The sequence below is a fragment of the Arthrobacter sp. AD-310 genome, assembly GCF_054656615.1.
This window is the reverse complement of record NZ_BAAHNO010000002.1, coordinates 17,870-39,082: the sequence shown is the minus strand read 5'-3', so window position 1 is coordinate 39,082 and position 21,213 is coordinate 17,870. Positions and strand designations below refer to the sequence as shown.

Below are 21,213 nucleotides of genomic sequence, written 5' to 3'. Positions count from 1 at the left end.
GTGCCGCCCAGCCAGCGGGCCCGGCAACTCCTCCGTTACCTGCCGGTCCTTCCTGCCGTCCTGCTCCTGCTGCTGTTCCTCGCCGGCCCCGTCATCTGGGCCTTCCAGGCCTCGCTGACAAACGCCGGACTGACCGGCCGCAGTGCCCGGAACCCCGAGTGGGTGGGACTGGACAATTACCAGCGGCTGATCACCGACCCGGCTTTCCCGTTGTCGCTCGGCCTCACCGTGCTGTTCGTGGGGGGTTCCGCCGTGCTTGGCCAGAACTTGCTGGGGCTGGCGATTGCTGTACTGATGCGCCGGGCCCGCCCGGCAATCTCGTCGCTCGTGGGGACAACAGTGGTGGCCGCGTGGGTCCTGCCCGAGATCGTCGCCGCGTTCGCCGCCTACGCCTTTTTCAGCCGCGACGGGACACTGAACCAGCTCCTGGGCGGCCTGGGGCTTGGCCGGCCCGACTGGCTGTACGCGTTCCCGATGGTGGCGGTGATGCTGGCTAACGTTTGGCGCGGCACCGCCTTTTCCATGCTCGTGTACCGCGCCGCCCTCAACGACGTCCCGGCCGAGATCACGGAGGCAGCGCAGATGGATGGCGCCCGCGGCTGGCAGCGCCTGCTCTTCATTACCCTCCCGATCATCCGCGGCAGCATCGCCACCAACCTGATGCTCATCACGCTGCAAACACTCGCCGTCTTCACCTTGGTCTGGGTCATGACGGCGGGCGGGCCCGCGAACGCCAGCACCACGCTGCCTGTCCTGGCCTACCAAGAGGCCTTCAAGTTCGGCGACATCGGCTACGGCACAGCTGTGGCGTCCGTGCTCATCCTGATCGGTGCGGTGTTCGGGGCTGTTTACCTCCGTCTCCTGCGGGAGCCCCGGCCATGACCGCGCCCGCAAAAACCCGCGCGTCGGTCCTTCCGCCCGTCCAGCGGCCCCGCCGGAAGCGCGGCACGGCCCCGGCCGACCTTGCCCTGCTGCTGGTGGCCGCCTGTTTCCTGCTGCCCCTGCTCTGGCTCGTCCTCGCTTCCCTGGATCCCGCGGCCAGCCACGAGACCAGGCTCCCGGAGCAGCCCGGCGCCATGAACTTCGCCGCCATCCTGACCCCGGACCTGCTGTTCCTGCCGTTGTGGAACAGCATGGTGCTGTCCGCCGGCACGGGCGCGGTGTCCCTCGTGGCCGCGGTGCTGGCCGCCTACCCGTTGTCCCGCTACCGGTCCCGGTTCAACACCCCGTTCCTGTACGCGGTCCTGTTCGGCACCTGCCTTCCGATCACGGCCATCATGGTTCCGGTGTACGGGCTGTTCGTCCAGCTCGACCTGCTTGACTCCACGCCTGCCACCATCTTCTTTATGGCCACCACCACGCTGCCCATGGCCATCTGGATGACCAAGAACTTCATGGACGGCGTGCCGGTGTCCCTCGAGGAGGCAGCCTGGGTGGACGGAGCCTCCCGGATGACGGCCCTGCGCACCATCGTGCTGCCGCTGATGCGCCAGGGCCTGGGCGTGGTGTTCATCTTTGTCTTCATCCAGGTCTGGGGGAACTTTTTCGTCCCGTTCGTGCTGCTGCTCTCCGAGGCGCGGCAGCCGGCGGCCGTGTCCATCTACAGTTTTTTCGGGCAGCACGGCGCAGTGGCATACGGCCAGCTGGCCGCGTTTTCCATCCTGTATTCGCTTCCCGTCCTGGCGTTGTACGTCTTTGTGGCCAGGGGTGCCGGAAGCTCTTTTGCCCTCTCCGGAGCGGTGCGGGGCTAGCGCCCGTCAGTCGATGTCCTCGACCACCACGCCGTAGGGGATACTGTCGTCCAGGTGGGCCTGGTGGCCGGTAGCGCCCGGGTTGTAGGTAACCCGGACCCCGTGCAACTTGTCCGCTGCCGACTGCATCAGGACCGGCCGCACAGTGCTGACGAACATGTCGTTCTTGTCGGCGAGGAACTCCTTGTAACTGGCTGGAAGCTCAATCATGGCAAAAGGATAGACCTGCCCATCCCGGATGGGGAGGGGTACCCATTGCCGGAATTTTGGGACGGGACTTGGATAGGATGGCGGCGGAGTGCCCCTGTTCCATTCGAGGGCACAGCTGTTCCATCCAAAGGCGCAGCGCGGCCACAACCAGCCACCAGGGGGAATACAGTGCTTCAAACCAGTGCGTCCGCGACGATCGAACCGGCGGAACTGGCACGGGCACAACAGGTGGCCACCAACATCTCCCGTAGCTTTGACGCGAAGGTAGTGGGCCAGTCCCGGCTGCGGGAGTCGCTGCTGGTGGGCCTGCTGACCGGCGGGCACATCCTGCTCGAAAGCGTCCCGGGCCTGGCCAAGACCACGGCTGCCCAAACGGTCGCGGAGGCCGTCAGTGCCGCGTTCCGCCGGATCCAGTGCACCCCGGACCTGCTGCCCAGCGATATCGTCGGCACCCAGATCTACGACGCAGCCAAGGGCACCTTCGTCACCCAGCTGGGCCCTGTCCACGCCAACATTGTCCTGTTGGATGAGATCAACCGTTCCAGTGCCAAGACGCAGAGCGCCATGCTGGAGGCCATGCAGGAACGCCAGACGTCCATCGGCGGCCAGGACTACCGGCTGCCGTCACCGTTCCTGGTCCTCGCCACCCAGAACCCCATTGAGCAGGAGGGGACCTACCAGCTTCCGGAAGCGCAGATGGACCGTTTCATGCTCAAGGAGGTGCTGGACTATCCGTCACCGGCCGAGGAAGCGGAGATCATCCGCCGGATCGACGCCGGGGTCTTCAACCCCGCGCAGGCTCCCGCCGCGGCCGCCTCATTGGATTCCATCCTGGAGGTCCAGGATGTGGTCCGGCGCATCTATCTGGACGCGTCCATCGTCAACTACATCGTGGGCCTGGTTTTCGTGACGCGGAACGCGCACCAGTACATTGACCAGCGGCTGGCAGGCTTCATCGAGTTCGGCGCCAGCCCCCGCGCCAGTATCGCGTTCAGCCAGGCGGCACGGGCCGTGGCCCTCCTGAACGGCCGGGACCACGTTATCCCGGAAGACGTCAAGGCGCTGGCGCACCGCGTTCTCCGGCACCGGCTGATCCTCAACTTTGACGCCGTGGCTGAGCAGGTTCCCGTTGAAACAGTGATCGACGCCGTCGTGGCCTCCGTCCAGACACCCTGAGTCACGCATGGCCAGTCTCCTGATGCGCGTGAAGTCGAAAATGGCCATCTTCGCGCACCGCAAAGCCCGAGGGATGCTCGACGGCGAGTACGGTTCCGTCTTCCGCGGCCGCAGCCTTGACTTCGACGACCTGCGAGCCTATGTGCCTGGCGACGAGGTCCGGGACATCGACTGGAAGGCATCGGCGCGGCACGGTTCCCCGCTGATCAAACGCTACGTCGCTGTCCGCCGCCAGACGCTGTTCCTGGTGGCCGACACGGGCCGCAACATGGCAGCCGCCGCGAGGTCGGGTGAGGCGAAGAAGGACATCGCCATCATGGCCCTGGGCGTGATGGGGTACCTGGCCCACCGGCACGGTGATGTGGTGGGACTGGTCGGCGGTGACTCCACAGCCACCCGTACTGTCCCCGCCAGGGCAGGTGAGCCCCACCTGGAACGGCTCCTCCGGGACGTGCACGACGCAATAGGCCTGGACGCGGCGCCCAGCCGTCTCGAATCCCAGCTGGAGCATGTGGTGCGGACCGTCAAGGGACGCCACCTGCTCTTCGTCGTCTCGGATGAGATCGCAGCCGGCCCATCCCTTGGGCAGATCCTGCGCCGGATGCGCGCACAGCACGAAATCCTGTGGCTCACCGTGCGTGACGCAGACCTTGTGCCGTCCGGTCCGGACGGTGCCGTCGACTACTACAGCGTGGCCGGTTCCGAGGTCCTGCCTGCGCACCTGGGCCTGGATCCCGCTGTGGCGGCCGCCTACAAGGAAGCGCAAACCGCGCGGGACACGGACCGGCACGCCATGCTGCGCACGGCGGGAATCACCGAGGGGGAGGTGGCCGGTACCCGGGACGTGGTCACGGCGCTGTTCGCACTCCTGGAAAGGCACCGGCGTGCAGGCTGACCCCGGGTTTTACCCGCCGCTCCAGTACAGCCCGTGGTGGATGTGGGCCGGCATCGCGCTCCTGGCCCTCGTTGCCGGCTGGTACGTGTTCATCTTTGCCGCCACCCGCCGTCGTCCGCTTGAAACAGCGGCGGGGCGACACGCCGCCCTGACCGATCTCCCCGCGCTCAAAGCGGCCTACCTGCAACGCATTGACGACGCCGAACGCCGCGCCGCGGAAGGACGCCTCAGCCTCCGTGCCACCCACCAGGAGATCAGTATCCTGTTGCGCAGCTTCATCCGCGACGCGACGGGCGTGGATGCCCTCCGGATGACCCGCGACGACCTGGCGCAGCACCCGCTGCCAGCGGCCGCCGAGGCCGTGGACGCGCTGTACCCGGGCGAGTTCGGGCCCGAGCCGCTGCCGTCCGCCCACGCCGCCGCGGCCCGCGCGCGTGAGGTGGTGGGCGCGTGGAACTGATGTTCTGGTGGATGGTTCCCCTGGCTGCGGTGGCCGCTGCCGCCGTCGGCCGGGCAGTTTTCCAGGCAGGGCGCAAGGGTGACGGACGACGGCGGCCTGCCGCCCATACCGACAGGCTTACCTCGCTGCCGGAATACCAGGCAGCGCTGCGGCGCCATAAGCGGTGGCTGGCAGTGGCGGGGGCGGCCTGTGCAGCGCTGCTGGTGTCGACCGTGGCGGCGGCAGCCCGGCCGGTGGATCTGACCACCACCCGGTCCGAACAGCACAACCGGGACATCATGCTCTGCCTGGACGCCTCCGGGTCCATGAGCAGCGCAGACTCAGCGGTGGTGGACGTCTTCGCCGGGCTGGTCCGGGAATTCGCCGGCGAAAGGATCGGCCTCACTGTTTTCGACAGCACGGCGGTCCAGGTCTTTCCGTTGACCGACGACTACGGCTACGCCCAGGAACAGCTGCAGCTCGCCCGGGATGCGTTCGACGGCAAACCCGGAAGTTCCGGCTTCCTCGCCGGCACCTGGAGTGGCCGGGGTTCCTCACTGATCGGTGACGGCCTGGCGTCGTGCCTGGCCAGCTTCCCCCGGCAGGATGGCGCCGGCGGAACCCGGGACCAGGAGGGCCTCCTGCGCTCGCGGTCCGTGGTCCTGGCGACCGACAATTTCCTCTCCGGCGACCCCATCATGACCCTGGGCGAGGCTGCGGCCCTGGCGAAGGACCGGAATGTAAAGGTATATGCGCTCAATCCGGGCGACCTCGACTATGGCGCCGGAGCAGACCAGCCCGGCGCGCAGTTGAAGGCCGCGGCTGAATCCACCGGAGGCTCGTACTACCCCCTGGACAGCGCCGAAGCGATCCCGGGCATTGTTGCGCAGGTCGAGGAAACCGAAACTGCTGCCATCCAGGGTGCGCCACGGGCCGTAGTTTCGGACGAGCCCGGCGTCCCGCTGGCCGCCGCGCTGTTGTCCGGCCTCGTCCTGTGTGGTGCGTTGTGGCGGTTGCGGCTGTGACACGTCTGCATCACATACCGCGCCCGCGTACATGGCTACCTCGACTTCGTGCCTGGCGCCGGGGCCTGCTGGTGGCGCTGCTGCTGGCCGCGCTGCTGCGGCCGGGCCTTCCCGGGGGAACGGCCGAGCCAGCCACTGCCGACCTCAACGTCTTCTTTGTGGTCGACACCACCACCAGTATGGTGGCCGAGGATTACGGCAGCGGGGCACCCCGGCTGGACGGGGTGCGGCAGGACGTCATGGCGGTTGCCGAAGAACTGCCCGGAGCGCGCTTCTCGGTGATTACCTTCGACACCGAAGGGCACGTCCGGATGCCGCTGACCACCGATACCCTGGCACTGGACACCATCATTTCGGTCCTCGAGCCGCAAGTGACGTTCTATTCAAAGGGCAGCAGCGTGACGGCCGCGCGCGAGGTGCTTTCAGACCGCCTGGCCCAGGCACGGGACGCCCATCCGGAACGGCCGCGGGTTGTCTTCTACCTTGGCGACGGCGAGCAGACCAGCGCACAGGAGCCCGCACCCCTGCACCTGGACAGCGGCCTGGTCAGCGGGGGAGCGGTGCTGGGTTACGGGACCCAGGCCGGCGGGCGCATGAAGGAGAACAACGGAACAGAATCCGACGGCGGCACCGCCGACGCGGCCTACGTCCAGGACGGCGGGGCGGATGCCAGGTCCCGGATCGACGAGGACCGGCTGCGCGGGATCGCCTCGCAGCTCGGCGTGCCATACGTGCACCGGGCCGCCGGCGACTCTACGGAGCCCATGCTGCAGGAAGCTCGTCCAGGGAACCTGGAGCGTACGCGGGACACGATGTCGCTGCCGGGGCGGTTGGAGCTGTACTGGATCTTCGCCGCCGCGGCTTTCGTCCTTGCCCTGGTTGAGGCCCATACGCTCGTCCGCCGAATCCGTGAGCTTCAGCCCGGCAAGGTGGAGTCAGCGTCTGGTCCCGGCCGTGGAGCGGCAACGGAACGGGAAGTAGCCCGATGAGGGCCAGGAGGCGGCGCCTTCTGCTCTGGTCGGCCGTGCCGGTATTCCTTGTGCTCTGCGTGGCAGCGAAGCTGCTCAGCCTCAATGTGCTGGCTGGCCGCGCTGCTGCGGCCTTCGACGCCGGGAACTCTGCAGCTGTTGAGGAGGCTGCCAGGGCACTTGGTGTGGCAAACGCCGTCGAACCCCATAAGGCGTCCTTCGCGGCAGGCGACGGCCGTGCGATGGCCGGGGACTACGCCGCGGCGAGGGTCCTGTTCGAGGACGCGCTGGCCGTGGTGCCCGGTGGATCCCCGGACGAGTGCATTGTGCGGATAAACCTCAGCCTCGCTACTGAGAAAATGGGCGACGGGAAGCTGGACTCGGGGGACCCTGCATCCGCTGCTGCCTTGTACGCCGAAGCCCTCGGCGTGGTGGAGGACGCTCCGCCTGGGTGCCTAAAGGGGGCCTCTGCGTCGGACTCGGGCCGTCGGCTGTCCCAGGCCGAAGAGCGCCTGAACGACAAAGTGGCAGCCGCCGCCACGCCGCCAGGGACACCGGGCGACACGCCGCAGGAAGAGGCACCCGAACAGGAAGCTGCCCGGCAGAACCAGTTGGAGCAGCTCGAAGAGAGTGCCCGGCAGGCCCAGCGCGAACGCAATGCCGGGCGGGAACGCGAGGAGTATCTCAAGGATACGGATTATTCGTCCGGCCCGGACCGTCCCTGGTAGCCCGCGGGTTTGCACGCACCAGCACAACGGGGGCGAATCGGACGAAGATAATTCTGTTCCGCGGGCGAAACAGGGCGTAAGACTGTGTCTTAATTCGGGAGCCAACTTGCTTGCGCCGCGCCGTTACTCCTAAAGTCGTAGACAAGTTACCGCGGTAACGTGTCAGCGATCCTCCGTTCGGAGGATGTGGGTGCCCCCATGTGGGCCTGACATTTGCTCACGGAGGACTTCGTTCCAGGCGTAACAGTCGCGCCTGCGTCCTGTGGAGTTCTTTAGTGTTCCCCAAACTCAAATTCATTGCCGGACTGCAGCCACAACCGTGGCAGGCAGGACCCCAATGGCCCAAAGCCAAGGACGCAAATGTCACCACCAAGCCTCATTGAGACACATCCAAATCTATCTGACGCTGCTCCCGTGGCTCTGTCCTACGAGTTGTTCCCGCCCCGTTCGCCGGCAGCGGCCGACACACTGTGGACCACCATCCGTGAACTCGAGACCACCGAGCCGGACTACGTCTCCGTCACCTACGGTGCCAGCGGTTCCAACCGGGACACCGCCGTCGAGTTGATCAACCGCCTCCTGCTTGAGACCACGCTCCGGCCGCTGGCACACCTCACCTGCATCGGCAACACGCCACAGGAACTGGCCGGGATTATCGGCCAGTTGCTGGACACTGGCGTGCGCGGCATCCTGGCCCTCCGCGGCGACCTGCCGAAGGGCGGCCAGGTGACCGACGGCTCGCTCCGTTACGCCCAGGACCTCATTGACCTCATCCGACGGGTTGAGCAGCGGCGTTCTGCACTGCTGTGTGCGGGTAAGATCGCCGTTGGCGTGGCTGCCTACCCCGCCCGTCATCCGGAATCGCCGAGCGAGGAGCATGACGTCGAGGTGCTGCTGGCAAAGCAGCGTTCCGGCGCTGACTTCGCCATCACACAGGTGTTCTTCCACGCTGACCAGTACACCGACCTCCTCGCGAGGGCGCGCCGCGCCGGGGTCACCATCCCGATCATCCCCGGCGTCATGCCGCTGACCAGCCTCCGCCGCCTCAACCGCCTCGGTGAACTGACCGGCGTGGAACCGGATCCGGAACTCATGGCAAAGCTGGCTGCCGCTGACAGCGACCTGGAACGCCTCCATATCGGAGTCGACGCCACTGTCGATCTTTCGAAAGCGGCCCTGGACGCCGGGGCGCCCGGCATCCACATCTATACCTTCAACGAGCACCAAAGCGCGCTCGAGGTGCTGGATAAGCTGGCCCTTCCGCGGTTCAGCCGCCCCCGCGGCCCGCGGGAAAGCATCGCGCGCCCGCAGCTCGCCAGCTGAGCTCCTTAGAGTCCCTGCGCAACCTGGTCAAGGCAACCCGGACGGTCTGCGCAGAACTGCCGGAAACGGCGAACCAGCCTGAAGCACCGAAAACGGATGCCGGGCAGCCACCTCGGAAGGTGGCCGCCCGGCGTCGTGTTTTCAACTACCGATTTCAGGACTCCCAGACGATCTCGTCGTCCACAACACCGTCCTCGTCCGCGGAGGCAACCAGGACTTCATCCGTGAAATGCTCCCCAAGCGTGAAGTCCAGGACGAAGTAGCGCTCCGGCTGCCCGGGGTAGATGCCCACGTGGCCCAGCTTGAGGGCTTTGAGGAAGACGTCGTTCGTGAGCTGGCTGCGTTCCTCCACGCCGAAGACCTTCTGCAGGTGCTCATCCTTGAGGGCGTTGCAGTGGAAATGCAGGTATTCCTGCGGGCTGGTGCCTTCCTGCTCCAGCTCCTCGGCGATCATGTCCTTGACTTCGTCCACCAGCTCCGGAAGGAACCGCAGCCGGTATTCGACCTTCCGCAGTGCGGCTTCGTCGAAGTGGTCGTGGGCGGTGATGTTCAGGTCGAGTTCCAGCGGCTGGCCGTGCAGCTCGTGCTTCGCGGCAATCGCGTGCTCCCTGCCGTGATTGAGCTCAATCTCTCCAAAGTGCTGGCTCGCTACCTTGCTCATAAGTTCAACATAGACCCGAAGCCCAGAGCATTCCAGCGTTCGCGCCTAATTCACTGCGGTGCGCATCCCCGCCAGCGTCTCGGCCATGAGGTCCACGAACAGCTGCACACGTGCAGTTTTGCGGTCATTGATCAGCAGTGCGAAAACGTTGCGCGCCAGCCGGATTTCGGGGACGTCCAGCACGACGACGCCGGCCGGCTTGTTCCGCAACGCGAGCTCGGGAACCAGCGCCGCGCCCAGCCCCGCGGCCGCCATTTCGAGGCTGGCGTGGAAGTCGTCACTGTGCGCCACAACCCGCGGATGGAGGTTGCAGCCCGCAAACAGCCGTTCAATCACCATGGCGTCGCTGGTTCCGGGGTGGTGCATGATCCACGGCAGCTCGGAAAGGTGATCGGCTGACACCTGGGCCTCCGGGCGGAAACCCCAACCCTTGGGCAACACCACCCGGAAGTCGTCGTCGCCGATCCATTGCCGGTTGATCGTCGCAGGCCACGCCACCCCGGTCTGGCCCACCTGGAAGACCACGGCCAGGTCCAGGTCACCGCCGGCGCGCAGGCCCTGGATGGTCTGGCCGGGTTCAGCCACGGACACCTTCAGGTCGATGCCAAGGTTCTTCCAGGCCGGGTTCTTCAGGATGCGGGGCAGCACGTAGGTCGCCAGGCTCGGAAAGATGCCCAGCCGCAGTTCCTGGCTGGCGCTGTCCTGGGTCCTGGCGGCGGCGGCCATCAGCGCCTCGATGTCCGTCAGCACCTTCGCGGCATGGCGCGTCATCACGACGGCGGCCTCCGTAGGCACCACGCTCCGCGCCGACCGCTGGAACAGGACGACGCCGGTGTCCCGTTCCAGCGCGGACATCTGTTGGGAGACGGCGGAAGCCGTGTAGCCCAGCGTTGCGGCTGCGGCCGCAAAGGAGCCCAGCCGCGTAACCTCCATCAGGGTCTTCAGGTGCACCGGATTTACCACCAGCCCACAGTACTGCACCCATCCGTGCCCGGTGCTGCGCCGAATTGCCGTCTGTATACCCACCAATGGCAAATGTTCAGCAGAGGAGCATAAATTGTCACCTGACGCAGCAGCGAGTGGAGGCGGACGACGGCGCGTGGCCGTCATCGGCAGCGGAGTGGCGGGACTGACGGCCGCCTATGTCCTCAACCGGGAGGACGACGTGACGCTTTTCGAGGCCGGCTCCCGCCTCGGCGGCCATGCCCACACCCACGACGTGCCGCAGCCGGACGGCACGGTCCTGGGCATCGACACTGGATTCCTCGTCCACAACGAGCGGACCTACCCGACCCTGCTGCGGCTGTTCGCCGAGTTGGGAGTGGAAACGCAGGACTCCGAGATGAGCATGTCCATCCGCTGTGACGGGTGCGGGCTTGAATACGCGGGTGCCCGTGACCACGGCCGCGGCATCATCGCCCGGCCGTCCAGCCTGCTGCGCGGCCGGTACCTTCTGATGCTGCTGGAGGTGACGCGCTTTTACCGCAAGGCCCGGGCCCTGCTTGACACCGCACCGGTGTCAGCCGTGGCCGGGGAGGAAACGGCCGCCCCGGAGCTGACCCTGGGCGAATTCCTGGTCCGGGAGAATTTCAGCCCCTACTTCATCTCCCACTTCATGACACCCGTGGTCAGTGCCGTCTGGTCCTGCGACCCGGCCACGGCCCTTGCCTACCCCGCCCGCTACCTCTTCACGTTCCTTGGGCACCACGGGATGCTGGGCATCAAGGGCTCGCCGCAGTGGAGGACGGTCACGGGCGGGTCGGCCCGGTACGTGGAGAAACTTGCCGCGACCCTGCCCGATGTGCGGCTCAACACGCCCGTCACCGCTATCAGGCGGCTGGACGACGGCGTGGAGCTCGCCGCCGCCGACGGGCTGGAAGACTTCGACGCCGTCGTCATCGCCACACACCCCGCCCAGGCACTTGGCTTCCTGGCCGACGCCACCCCGGAGGAAAAGGAAGCCCTGGGCGGCATGCCCTACTCCGTCAACCACACCGTGTTCCACCGTGATCCCGCCGTGCTGCCGTCGGCCGACAACGCGAAGGCGTCCTGGAACTACCGGCTGCCCGCCTGCGATGCCCGCCCGGACAAGGTCCTGGTCAGCTATGACCTCACCAGGCTGCAAAGGCTTGAACCTGCGGACGGTCAGCCTTACCTCGTAAGCCTGGGCGAATCGGACCTGATTGCCGGCGACGCCGTCCTGGAACGCATGGTTTACGAGCACCCGCAGTACACGCCCGAATCGCTGCGTGCACAACAGGCCATTGCTGGGCTCAGCGACCACCGGATAGCCTATGCCGGCGCCTACCTGGGCTGGGGCTTCCATGAGGACGGCGCGTTGTCCGGCGTCCGCGCCGCGGAGAAGCTGGGCCGCTCGTGGCCTGCGGCCCTGTACGACGACGGTGTACGGCGCCTTGCCGCCGCGGTGGAACCGGCATGAGCGGCACCGCAGCGATCTACCGCACATCCATTTCCCATGTGCGGCAAAGTCCCCTGAAGAACAGGTTCACCTACCGCAGCTACAGCTGGTTCGTGGACGTTGACCGGCTTCCGCGGCTTCCGCTGCCGCTCAGGCCGCTGGCGGTATTCCGCGCCGGCGACCACCTCGGTGACCCTGATGCCACCATCCGGTCCAACGTGGAGCGGTTCCTGCGCACGAAGGGAATTGAGCCCGACGGCGGGCCTATCCACATGCTGGCCAGCGCCCGGGTGTTCGGCTACGTATTCAACCCGCTGACCCTGTTCTGGTGCTACCGGACCACCGGTGAGCTTGAGTGCGTGGTGGCGGAGGTGCACAACACCTACGGGGAGCGGCACTGCTACCTGCTCCGGACGGACCAGGCCGGCAGGGCGTCCGTCCCGAAAGCGTTCTACGTGTCGCCCTTCAACGACGTGGACGGCCGATACCGCATGAAGCTGCCGGCACCCGGCGACCGGCTGGCGGTATCGATCGTCCTGGAGCGGGAGGGGTCCCGCCCGTTCGTGGCCACGATGGACGGCCGGCGGCGCCCCGCCACGCCCTGGAACATCCTCGCCGCAGCCATTGCAGTGCCGGCCGCGCCGCTGCTGGTATCCGCGCTGATCCGGGTGCAGGGCATTACACTCTGGGCAAGACGCCTGCCCGTCGTCGCCCGGCCGCACCACTCTCCACAGGAGGCAGTTCAATGACAATGACGGACGACAACGGACCCGCCGCCCCATCCGTCCCGGCATCGCCCGCCACGATCGACCCGCAGGTATGGCCGGAAGTGGCCGTGCCGCCGTCGGGAGCAAAAGCGCGGATGGCCGGAAAGGTGGCGGGCCTCCTTTTCAGAGGAGCAGTAAACCGGCTGCCCCTCCGGGTGGAATACCCGGACGGCAACATCCTGGGGACCGGCGGTGCCGGCGCCCCGGTGATGGCCATGGTCCGCCCCGAAGCGTTCGAGGCCCGGATCGGCGACAACGGGCTGATCGGCCTGGGGGAGTCATACATGGCCGGCGACTGGGAAGCGTCCGACCTGGCGGCTGTGCTGGAAGTGTTCGCTGCGTCGGTGGACACCCTGATTCCCGGGCCCCTGCAAAAACTGCGCACGCTGTACCTGCCGCGAACCCCCCAGCAGGAACGCAACGCCGAGCAGAACACGCGCAGCAACATCTCCCGGCACTACGACCTGTCCAATGACCTGTTCGCGGCTTTCCTTGACGCCACCATGAGCTACTCGTCGGCGCTGTTCCCAGCCTCGGCCGGACCCCTGGACACGGTGCCTTGGGAAGCGCTGGCAGAGGCGCAGCAGGCCAAGATCGACAGGCTCCTGGACAAAGCCGGCGTGGGTACCGGAACCCGGCTCCTGGAAATCGGCACCGGCTGGGGCGAACTGGCGCTCCGGGCAGCGGCACGGGGTGCCACCGTCTACAGCGTCACCCTCTCCAGCGAACAGCAGGTCCTCGCACAGGAACGCATCGCCGCCGCCGGCTACGCGGACCGTGTGACCGTGGCGCTGCAGGACTACCGCGCCGTGGAAGGCGAGTACGACGCCGTGGTGTCAGTCGAGATGATCGAGGCCGTCGGCTACGAGTATTGGCCGATCTATTTCCAGACCATCGACCGGGTCCTGGCCCCGGGCGGGAAGGTCGCCATCCAGGCGATCACCATGCCGCACGGGCGGATGCTTGCCACCCGCAACGCGTACACGTGGGTCCACAAGTACATTTTCCCCGGCGGCTTCCTGCCGTCCGTCCGGGCAATTGAGGGCGTGACACAGCAGCACACCACACTGCGTGTGCGCGAACGGATGGGGATGGGGGACCACTACGCGGCAACCCTGAGGCTGTGGGAGGAGCGCTTCCTGGCGCGGTCCCGTGATGTGGCGGACCTGGGGTTCGATGCCGTCTTCCAGCGCATGTGGCTGTTCTACCTCTGCTACTCCCGTGCCGGCTTCCAGTCGGGGTACCTGGACGTGCAGCAGATTGTGCTGGACCGCCGCGAGGCGCAGCTCTAGCCGCCGGCGGCGGTGGCCGGTGGAGCGGACCGTATCCCGGGCGCCCGGCCGGGGGCCGGCGTCGTGCCGTTAATCACCTGGAGGGGTTCCGAAGGTCACTTCGGGACCCCTTTTTGGTGCGCTTCCGGCCCTCCCGGGGGCCGCGACACGCCGTCTTTTCCGCGACACGCTGGGCGTTAATTGTGCCTAACTACTCCACAGGGTGTGGATTCTGTCCGCGAAATCGGCGCGATTCCGGACATTTTGAAGACCCCTCCCTGTGGATTAACGGTGCATTAAATGACATACTTGTAATACATCATCTTGGGGTTCCAAAGAGGCGTCTGCACTACATGTAGTATCGACATACAGCTTGGACGGGGACACCGGACCAGCCGACGATTTCGACAAAAGGGGACAGCGACCATGACCGTCACGGTTTACACCAAGCCTGCTTGTGTTCAGTGCAACGCCACCTACCGCGCGCTCGACAAGAAGGGCATCACCTACCAGAGCGTTGACATCTCCCAGGACGCCGAGGCCCTCGAGCGCCTGAAGGCACTGGGCTACATGCAGGCTCCCGTTGTGGTCACCGACCAGGACCACTGGTCCGGCTTCCGTCCGGACAAGATCGAAGAACTGGCGCTCTCCACCGTTTCCTCCGTGGCCTAGGAGCCCTGCTTTTCCTGCCGGCAACAACGAACCAGCTGAGGTGACTCCCATGGCAGCACCAGCAGCGCAGCAAGACCGCAAGGCCTCCGCAATCCACGCGGCTCAGCGCGTGGAGGTGTCCCCGCCGGCTCCTTCCGGCCATGGCCCGGAGCACGTTGTCACCGACAGCCAGCTCATCTACTTTTCCTCGGCATCCGAGAACACCAGCCGCTTCGTTTCAAAGCTGGGGCGCCAGGTTGCCCGGATTCCACTGTATCCACGGGATGCACCCCTCCTCGCCACCCGGCCCTTCGTGCTGGTGGTGCCCACGTACGGCGGCACCGGGGGAGAGGGGTCAGTCCCCAAACAGGTCATCAGGTTCCTGAACAACCCGCAGAACAGGCAGCTGCTCCGAGGGGTCATCGGAGCCGGCAACACAAACTTCGGGGACAACTACTGCATGGCGGGGGACATCATCGCCGCCAAGTGCGGGGTACCGCACCTCTACCGCTTTGAACTAATGGGCACGCCAGACGACGTGTCCCGGGTAAACAATGGATTGGACACGTTTTGGACACGACTGTCGCAGAAACAGAAGTAACCAGGGCCCAGAAGCCCGAGTTGCCGGCTGCCTACAAGGGCCTGGGCTATCACGAGCTGAACGCGATGCTCAACCTCTACGGACCCAGCGGCGAGATCCAGTTTGAGGCTGACCGCGAGGCTGCACACCAGTACTTCCTGCAGCACGTCAACAACAACACCGTGTTCTTCCATGACCTGGAGGAAAAGCTCGACTACCTGGTGAAGAACCAGTACTACGAGCGCGAAACGCTGGACCAGTACACGATGAACTTCATCCGTGAGCTGTTCAACCGTGCCTACAAGAAGAAGTTCCGCTTCGAAACCTTCCTGGGTGCGTTCAAGTTCTACACCTCCTACACGCTGAAGACCTTCGACGGCAAGCGTTACCTGGAGCGCTACGAGGACCGCGTGTGCATGGTGGCCATGCACCTGGCCCGCGGCAATGAGGAACTCGCCACCCGTCTGGTGGACGAAATCATCGATGGCCGCTTCCAGCCGGCAACGCCCACGTTCCTGAACGCCGGCAAGGCCCAGCGCGGCGAGCTCGTCTCCTGCTTCCTCCTCCGCATCGAGGACAACATGGAGTCGATCGCCCGCGGCATCAACTCCGCCCTGCAGCTCTCCAAGCGCGGCGGCGGCGTCGCCCTGTCGCTGACCAACATCCGCGAGCACGGCGCACCGATCAAGCAGATCGAAAACCAGTCGTCCGGAGTCATCCCCGTGATGAAGCTCCTCGAAGACAGCTTCTCCTACGCCAACCAGCTCGGCGCCCGCCAGGGTGCCGGCGCCGTGTACCTGCACGCCCACCACCCGGACATCTACCGGTTCCTGGACACCAAGCGGGAGAACGCGGACGAGAAGATCCGCATCAAGACCCTCTCCCTGGGCGTTGTCATCCCGGACATCACCTTCGAGCTGGCCAAGAAGAACGAGGACATGTACCTGTTCTCGCCGTACGACGTCGAACGCGTCTACGGTGTTCCGTTCTCGGACGTCTCGGTCACCGAGAAGTACTACGAGATGGTGGACGATTCCCGGATCAAGAAGACCAAGATCAGCGCCCGCGAGTTCTTCCAGACCCTCGCGGAGATCCAGTTCGAGTCCGGCTACCCGTACATCATGTTCGAGGACACCGTGAACCGGGCCAACCCGATCGCCGGCAAGATCACCATGAGCAACCTCTGCTCGGAGATCCTGCAGGTCTCCACGCCGTCCCTCTACAACGAGGATCTCACGTACCAGACCGTCGGCAAGGACATCTCGTGCAACCTCGGCTCTATGAACATTGCCAAGACCATGGACTCGCCGGACTTCGGGACGTCCATCGAGACGGCCATCCGGGCACTTAGCGCAGTGTCGGACATGTCCTACATCAACTCGGTGCCGTCCGTGGCCGAGGGCAACGCCAAGTCCCACGCGATCGGGCTGGGCCAGATGAACCTGCACGGCTACCTGGCCCGCGAGCGGGTCCACTACGGTTCCGAAGAGGGCCTGGACTTCACCAACATCTACTTCTACACGGTGCTGTTCCACGCCCTGCGCGCTTCCAACCGGCTGGCCATCGAAACCGGCCAGACGTTCGGCGGGTTCGAGAACTCCAAGTACGCATCCGGCGAGTTCTTCGACAAGTACACCGAGCAGGAGTGGGTCCCGGAGACCGAGCGCGTCCGCGAGCTCTTCGCCGGCCACCACATTCCCACCCAGGACGACTGGCGCGAGCTAAAGGCCTCGGTCATGGAGCACGGCATCTACAACCAGAACCTGCAGGCCGTGCCGCCGACGGGCTCGATCTCCTACATCAACAACTCGACCTCCTCCATCCACCCGGTGGCGGCCAAGATCGAGATCCGCAAGGAAGGCAAGATCGGGCGCGTCTACTACCCGGCGCCGTACCTCACCAACGACAACCTGGACTACTACCAGGACGCGTACGAGATCGGCTACGAGAAGATCATCGACACCTACGCCGCTGCCACCCAGCACGTGGACCAGGGCCTGTCCCTGACGCTGTTCTTCAAGGACACCGCCACCACCCGCGACATCAACAAGGCCCAGATCTACGCCTGGCGCAAGGGCATCAAGACGCTCTACTACATCCGCCTCCGCCAGCTCGCGCTGGAAGGGACCGAGGTGGAGGGTTGCGTCAGCTGCGCACTATGAAACCTTTTTAGGTTGATTACGACGGCGGGTGCCGCCCGCCGTCGTACGCAAGCTTTAAAAGCTTGAGGAGCCATGCTGAAACATGACTCCTCAAAACATCTCGCTAACGAGACGCGTCCAAATGTCACTCTGGAACGTCGAGTGTATCAACTGGTCCGGCCTAGTGTCGAAGCCATTGATGGCGAGGTGCCAGCGCAAGGCAAACGGTCTGCGCTAACTCCGAGCCGATACACTTCGGCAGAAGGGAGCCTCCATGGCTCGCAAGGTGGCGCGTAGCGCTATCACTGGAAAATTCGTCAACAATGCCGCTGCTGCGAGGTGGCCGAAGACGACGGCCTTCGAGTATGTGGGGTCCGGCACGAATAACGCGAAGACGGTGAACCGGTCAGTTGAAACGGGTAAGTTTGTTTCTAACGCGAGCGCCAAGCGGAATCCGGACTCAACGATTTCACAGCGCGTCTAGAACATAGCATTGGGTGGGTGGGGGCAGCCCCGCCCACCCTTCAGTAACTTGCTGAGATGGAGATATCTGTCCGGCGAAGTATTAGTCGGAGGAAAAGATGACTGAGAAGGTCAAGCTGCTGAGCCACGTCGAGGCCATCAACTGGAACCGCATCCAGGACGACAAGGACGTGGAGGTCTGGAACCGCCTGGTCAACAACTTCTGGCTGCCGGAGAAGGTGCCGCTGTCCAATGACGTCCAGTCCTGGAACACCCTGACGCCGGCCGAGCAGCAGCTCACCATGCGTGTGTTCACGGGCCTGACCCTCCTGGACACCATCCAGGGCACCGTCGGTGCAGTCTCTCTGATTCCGGATGCGCTGACCCCGCATGAGGAGGCCGTCTACACGAACATCGCGTTCATGGAGGCCGTCCACGCCAAGAGCTACTCCTCGATCTTCTCCACCTTGTGCTCCACCAAGGAGATCGACGACGCCTTCCGCTGGTCCACCGAGAACGAGAACCTTCAGAAGAAGGCCCAGATCGTCATGGACTACTACCAGGGCGACGACCCCCTGAAGCGCAAGGTGGCCTCCACGCTGCTGGAGAGCTTCCTGTTCTACTCGGGCTTCTACCTGCCCATGTACTGGTCCTCGCGCGCGAAGCTGACGAACACGGCAGACCTGATCCGCCTGATCATCCGCGATGAGGCAGTGCACGGCTACTACATCGGCTACAAGTTCCAGCGCGGTCTGGAGACCGTGTCCGAGGAGCGCCGCCAGGAGATCAAGGACTACACGTTCGAGCTGCTCTTCGAGCTGTACGAGAACGAGGTCCAGTACACCCACGATCTATACGACGGCGTGGGCCTGGCCGAGGACGTCAAGAAGTTCCTGCACTACAACGCGAACAAGGCGCTGATGAACCTGGGCTACGAGGCCATGTTCCCGGCGTCTGTCACCGACGTGAACCCGGCCATCCTTTCGGCGCTGTCCCCGAACGCTGACGAGAACCACGACTTCTTCTCCGGGTCCGGTTCGTCCTACGTGATCGGCAAGGCTGTGAACACCGAAGACGAGGACTGGGACTTCTAAGGTTTCGGGCTACGAAGGCAAGAGAGGCGGTCGACCAAAGTCGGCCGCCTCTCTTGCCTTCCGGATCGGAACAGCGCCGCCTAAAACAGCGGCCAAGGCACTGCCGACATCTCACCGCCAGGAGCTGGAAACCGCCCTGTCAGGCGCAACCGGCGGCAGCGGGCGCCGAGTGAGTCGATTTCCTCGGCGCTGAGCAGGTTCGCCAGCTTTCGGCCCAGCTCACCATGCAGTCCTTCGATGACACGGTCGACGCCGTCCAGCTCCTGGACGGTCAAGGCATCGCCCAGCCACCCCCACAGCACCGTGCGCAGCTTATGGTTCTGGTGAAAGGTGAGCCCGTGATCCACTCCATGCCGGTGTCCGTCTGGCATGGCAAGGACGTGATCGCCTTTGCGGTCGGCGTTGTTGACGACGACGTCGAACACCGCCATGCGCCTCAACTCCGGAGTGTCCTCGTGAATGAGGGCGACCGTCCGCCCCTGCTCGTCCTGGCCTTCCAGGACCTGTTTCCACCCGGTCGCCGGTACGTCCTCCGACGCAACGAGGTCCACCGCGTTCCGGTCCGGGTCAGACTCCTGCCACAGCTGCACCATTCCCTCGCCCAGAGGACCATCGCGGAGCCAGGTGCGTGGCACAATGTTCCAGCCAAGGACCTCGGAAACGAGGTAGGCGGCGACCTCGCGGTGGGCAAGGAAACCGTCGGGAAAATCCCACAGCGGTTTCTCTCCCGCTATCGGTTTATAAACGACCGAGGTCCCGCCGATGCTGCCCAGAAAGGTGGCGTTCGACGCCGTCCTGATGCGGCCGGTGAGCGTCAGCTCGAAAGTGAGCAGGTCGGGTGCCGGCATCAGACGTCGGGCAGAGTGCAAACGTGGCCGTCGGGGTCCACCGGATAACCGCAGAGCGGGCATGCGGGCCGCCCGGCGCCGACCACCTCACGCGTGCGCTTGGTGAAGGCGCGGGCCATGCCGACCGGCATCCGCACCACCAGCATCTCGGGAACGTCAGCGTCGTCCTCATCCGGCGTCTCGCCGTCGCTGTCATCCTCGCCGATCCCGGTGATCGGATACGCCTCGATGACCACCTGCGCCGTCGTCGGGTCCCACCCCAGGCTCATGGTTCCGGTCCGGAACTGCTCTTCGACCGGTTCGAGTTGGTCATTGTCGACGAGTTCGATGGGAGTGCTCTCGGGAACGCTGAACGGGTTGCCCTTGAGGATGCTGAGCTGATCGAGGACATCGTCAATCTTTTCGGCCAGCTGGGCCGACTGCTGCTTCTCCAGGGCAATGCTCACAATCAGCTTTCCTGTGCGAACCTGCAGGTAGAACGTGCGGGACCCCGGAACGCCGACAGTGCCGATGACGACCCGGTCAGGCCAGGAAAACTCGTGAACACGTGTGGGCATGTCAGTATTTTAGGCACGCGGCCTTTACTGGGCCATGTGCCCCGCGCCGCCGCCCACCGGCGCGTCACCAGAGCCGATGCCTTTTGAGAGCCATGACAGATCCCCCGCGTCGGTGTTGGTCGCATGGACGGTCGGCCGCGCGGCACCATAGTGGACGATCGATAGGGAGGCGGGACCCACGTTAATGCGCTGGAACAGGTCGAGGTGCATACCGAGCGCGTCGGCGAGGATTGATTTGATGACGTCACCGTGGCTCACGGCCACCCACACTGCTCCCGGCCCGTACTCGGCTTCGAAGGCTGCATCGTGGCGCCGGATTGCTGCTACCGACCGCGCTTGCATCGCTGCCATGGGTTCACCGCCGGGAAAGACGACGGCTGACGGCTGCGACTGCACAGCCGCCCACAAACCCTCGCTCGCGAGATCGCTGAGCATCCGGCCCTGCCATCGGCCGTAATCGCACTCGGTAAGATCGGACTCGGCCAACGCAGCGGGATTACCAGCCTGGCGGTCGAGGATGAACTGGGCGGTTTGCTGGCAACGCTCAAGGGGGCTCGACACCACCCCTGCCAGGGGCACCACCGCGAGCCGGTCGCCGGTCAAAGCTGCTTGCTCGCGCCCGATCTGGTCCAAACTTACGCCAGCGGCCCGGCCGGCCAGCAGTCCAGCGGCATTGGCTGTGGTGCGTCCGTGCCGCACGAGGATAACTGTCGCCATCCACCCAGCCTAACCAGCATCCTTTGCGGTATCCCGACGCCGGCCCGCGCCGTTCCGGACCAGGGTTACCGGTGCAGGTGCTCCCGCCAGTCGGCCGGCACCTTGTCAGCCGGAGCTGGTGACGGCTGCTCCGGCGGCCGGGACTGGGGATCCGGAAGCCGCGGGCCGCGGAAGAACTTCTGTGTGGTGAGCTGGTAAAACCAGTTCTCACCTGGTTCAAACGACCTCATGACGGGGTGGCCTTCAGTGCGCGCGTGGGCACTGGCATGCTGGGACGGCGACGAATCGCAGCAACCGATGTGGCCGCACTGGGCGCAGCGGCGAAGGTGCAGCCACCATCCAGGGCCTTCACCGCTGAGGCATTCAGTGCAGCCCGTTCCGCTGGGGGTGGCGGTGAGGCTGATTCCCGGAACAGCACGATCATCCATAGGTCCTCCGGGAGTTATTCTGGCAGAGTCCCCGCGTCCTTGGAATGACTGGATTGACGCAGTGGCAGGGGGCCAAAAACCCTTGTCGCCGACATCCCGGCG

General features: G+C 65.3%; 23 protein-coding genes. 16 read left to right on the top strand and 7 right to left on the bottom strand.

The features are described 5' to 3' along the window. Positions 1 to 882, top strand: coding sequence for a carbohydrate ABC transporter permease (locus ACYQ1Z_RS00795; protein WP_459790445.1), 882 nt, complete (start codon positions 1 to 3; stop codon positions 880 to 882). Next, a complete protein-coding gene (locus ACYQ1Z_RS00790; RefSeq protein ID WP_459790443.1) occupies positions 879 to 1,751 on the top strand; it encodes a carbohydrate ABC transporter permease in 873 nt (290 codons plus the stop codon). Before ACYQ1Z_RS00795 ends, ACYQ1Z_RS00790 begins: the two co-directional genes overlap by 4 nt. Before the next feature lie 6 nt (positions 1,752 to 1,757). On the opposite strand, the gene ACYQ1Z_RS00785 is transcribed toward ACYQ1Z_RS00790, so the two are convergent. Then, entirely contained in the window at positions 1,758 to 1,961 is a 204-nt protein-coding gene (locus ACYQ1Z_RS00785) for a hypothetical protein (protein ID WP_459790442.1), read from the bottom strand. A gap of 168 nt (positions 1,962 to 2,129) precedes the next feature. Between ACYQ1Z_RS00785 and ACYQ1Z_RS00780 the strand changes: the two genes are divergently transcribed. From ACYQ1Z_RS00780 to ACYQ1Z_RS00750, 7 genes are all read left to right on the top strand, one after another. Further along, positions 2,130 to 3,137: an AAA family ATPase gene (locus ACYQ1Z_RS00780; RefSeq protein WP_459790441.1), complete on the top strand. Its 1,008-nt coding sequence runs from the start codon at positions 2,130 to 2,132 to the stop codon at positions 3,135 to 3,137. 7 nt (positions 3,138 to 3,144) lie between these two features. Then, complete coding sequence (locus ACYQ1Z_RS00775; RefSeq protein WP_459790440.1) at positions 3,145 to 4,032, top strand: DUF58 domain-containing protein; 888 nt, start codon at positions 3,145 to 3,147, stop codon at positions 4,030 to 4,032. After that, on the top strand, positions 4,022 to 4,492 hold the full coding sequence (locus tag ACYQ1Z_RS00770; RefSeq protein ID WP_459790439.1) for a hypothetical protein: 471 nt from the start codon (positions 4,022 to 4,024) through the stop codon (positions 4,490 to 4,492). The genes ACYQ1Z_RS00775 and ACYQ1Z_RS00770 overlap by 11 nt, the downstream gene beginning before the upstream one ends. Next, positions 4,492 to 5,496, top strand: a complete 1,005-nt coding sequence (locus tag ACYQ1Z_RS00765; RefSeq protein ID WP_459790518.1) for a vWA domain-containing protein — start codon at positions 4,492 to 4,494, stop codon at positions 5,494 to 5,496. Before ACYQ1Z_RS00770 ends, ACYQ1Z_RS00765 begins: the two co-directional genes overlap by 1 nt. A gap of 71 nt (positions 5,497 to 5,567) precedes the next feature. Then, positions 5,568 to 6,485, top strand: a complete 918-nt coding sequence (locus tag ACYQ1Z_RS00760) for a VWA domain-containing protein (protein WP_459790438.1) — start codon at positions 5,568 to 5,570, stop codon at positions 6,483 to 6,485. Between the two features lie 35 nt (positions 6,486 to 6,520). Next, on the top strand, positions 6,521 to 7,192 hold the full coding sequence (locus ACYQ1Z_RS00755) for a hypothetical protein (protein WP_459790437.1): 672 nt from the start codon (positions 6,521 to 6,523) through the stop codon (positions 7,190 to 7,192). A gap of 360 nt (positions 7,193 to 7,552) precedes the next feature. Continuing rightward, complete coding sequence (locus ACYQ1Z_RS00750; RefSeq protein WP_459790435.1) at positions 7,553 to 8,515, top strand: methylenetetrahydrofolate reductase; 963 nt, start codon at positions 7,553 to 7,555, stop codon at positions 8,513 to 8,515. 154 nt (positions 8,516 to 8,669) lie between these two features. Here ACYQ1Z_RS00750 and ACYQ1Z_RS00745 read toward each other — a convergent pair whose 3' ends face one another. Further along, positions 8,670 to 9,176: a DUF2004 domain-containing protein gene (locus ACYQ1Z_RS00745; protein WP_459790434.1), complete on the bottom strand. Its 507-nt coding sequence runs from the start codon at positions 9,174 to 9,176 to the stop codon at positions 8,670 to 8,672. Positions 9,177 to 9,221: 45 nt separating this feature from the next. After that, the gene (locus ACYQ1Z_RS00740; protein WP_459790433.1) at positions 9,222 to 10,139 is read right to left on the bottom strand and encodes a LysR family transcriptional regulator; all 918 of its coding nucleotides are present in this window, start codon (positions 10,137 to 10,139) and stop codon (positions 9,222 to 9,224) included. A gap of 94 nt (positions 10,140 to 10,233) precedes the next feature. Between ACYQ1Z_RS00740 and ACYQ1Z_RS00735 the strand changes: the two genes are divergently transcribed. The 7 genes from ACYQ1Z_RS00735 to nrdF all read left to right on the top strand — a co-directional run bounded on the left by ACYQ1Z_RS00735 (position 10,234) and on the right by nrdF (position 18,561). Beyond that, positions 10,234 to 11,616: an NAD(P)/FAD-dependent oxidoreductase gene (locus tag ACYQ1Z_RS00735; RefSeq protein WP_459790432.1), complete on the top strand. Its 1,383-nt coding sequence runs from the start codon at positions 10,234 to 10,236 to the stop codon at positions 11,614 to 11,616. Beyond that, on the top strand, positions 11,613 to 12,344 hold the full coding sequence (locus ACYQ1Z_RS00730; protein WP_459790431.1) for a DUF1365 domain-containing protein: 732 nt from the start codon (positions 11,613 to 11,615) through the stop codon (positions 12,342 to 12,344). The genes ACYQ1Z_RS00735 and ACYQ1Z_RS00730 overlap by 4 nt, the downstream gene beginning before the upstream one ends. Further along, entirely contained in the window at positions 12,341 to 13,654 is a 1,314-nt protein-coding gene (locus ACYQ1Z_RS00725; protein WP_459790430.1) for a class I SAM-dependent methyltransferase, read from the top strand. Before ACYQ1Z_RS00730 ends, ACYQ1Z_RS00725 begins: the two co-directional genes overlap by 4 nt. Before the next feature lie 405 nt (positions 13,655 to 14,059). Then, positions 14,060 to 14,305: a glutaredoxin-like protein NrdH gene (nrdH, locus tag ACYQ1Z_RS00720; RefSeq protein ID WP_459790429.1), complete on the top strand. Its 246-nt coding sequence runs from the start codon at positions 14,060 to 14,062 to the stop codon at positions 14,303 to 14,305. Positions 14,306 to 14,414: 109 nt separating this feature from the next. Beyond that, positions 14,415 to 14,885, top strand: coding sequence for a class Ib ribonucleoside-diphosphate reductase assembly flavoprotein NrdI (gene nrdI, locus ACYQ1Z_RS00715; RefSeq protein WP_459790517.1), 471 nt, complete (start codon positions 14,415 to 14,417; stop codon positions 14,883 to 14,885). A gap of 20 nt (positions 14,886 to 14,905) precedes the next feature. Further along, positions 14,906 to 17,026: a class 1b ribonucleoside-diphosphate reductase subunit alpha gene (gene nrdE / locus ACYQ1Z_RS00710; RefSeq protein ID WP_459790516.1), complete on the top strand. Its 2,121-nt coding sequence runs from the start codon at positions 14,906 to 14,908 to the stop codon at positions 17,024 to 17,026. Between the two features lie 560 nt (positions 17,027 to 17,586). Further along, entirely contained in the window at positions 17,587 to 18,561 is a 975-nt protein-coding gene (gene nrdF / locus ACYQ1Z_RS00705) for a class 1b ribonucleoside-diphosphate reductase subunit beta (RefSeq protein ID WP_459790428.1), read from the top strand. 80 nt (positions 18,562 to 18,641) lie between these two features. Here nrdF and ACYQ1Z_RS00700 read toward each other — a convergent pair whose 3' ends face one another. The 4 genes from ACYQ1Z_RS00700 to ACYQ1Z_RS00685 form a co-directional block, all read right to left on the bottom strand. Continuing rightward, complete coding sequence (locus tag ACYQ1Z_RS00700; RefSeq protein WP_459790427.1) at positions 18,642 to 19,409, bottom strand: SCO1664 family protein; 768 nt, start codon at positions 19,407 to 19,409, stop codon at positions 18,642 to 18,644. Continuing rightward, positions 19,409 to 19,966: a DUF3090 domain-containing protein gene (locus ACYQ1Z_RS00695; protein WP_459790426.1), complete on the bottom strand. Its 558-nt coding sequence runs from the start codon at positions 19,964 to 19,966 to the stop codon at positions 19,409 to 19,411. The genes ACYQ1Z_RS00700 and ACYQ1Z_RS00695 overlap by 1 nt, the downstream gene beginning before the upstream one ends. A 24-nt stretch (positions 19,967 to 19,990) precedes the next feature. Then, positions 19,991 to 20,683, bottom strand: coding sequence for an MSMEG_4193 family putative phosphomutase (locus tag ACYQ1Z_RS00690; protein ID WP_459790425.1), 693 nt, complete (start codon positions 20,681 to 20,683; stop codon positions 19,991 to 19,993). Between the two features lie 65 nt (positions 20,684 to 20,748). After that, complete coding sequence (locus ACYQ1Z_RS00685) at positions 20,749 to 21,111, bottom strand: UBP-type zinc finger domain-containing protein (protein WP_459790424.1); 363 nt, start codon at positions 21,109 to 21,111, stop codon at positions 20,749 to 20,751. Between the last annotated feature and the right edge of the window lie 102 nt (positions 21,112 to 21,213).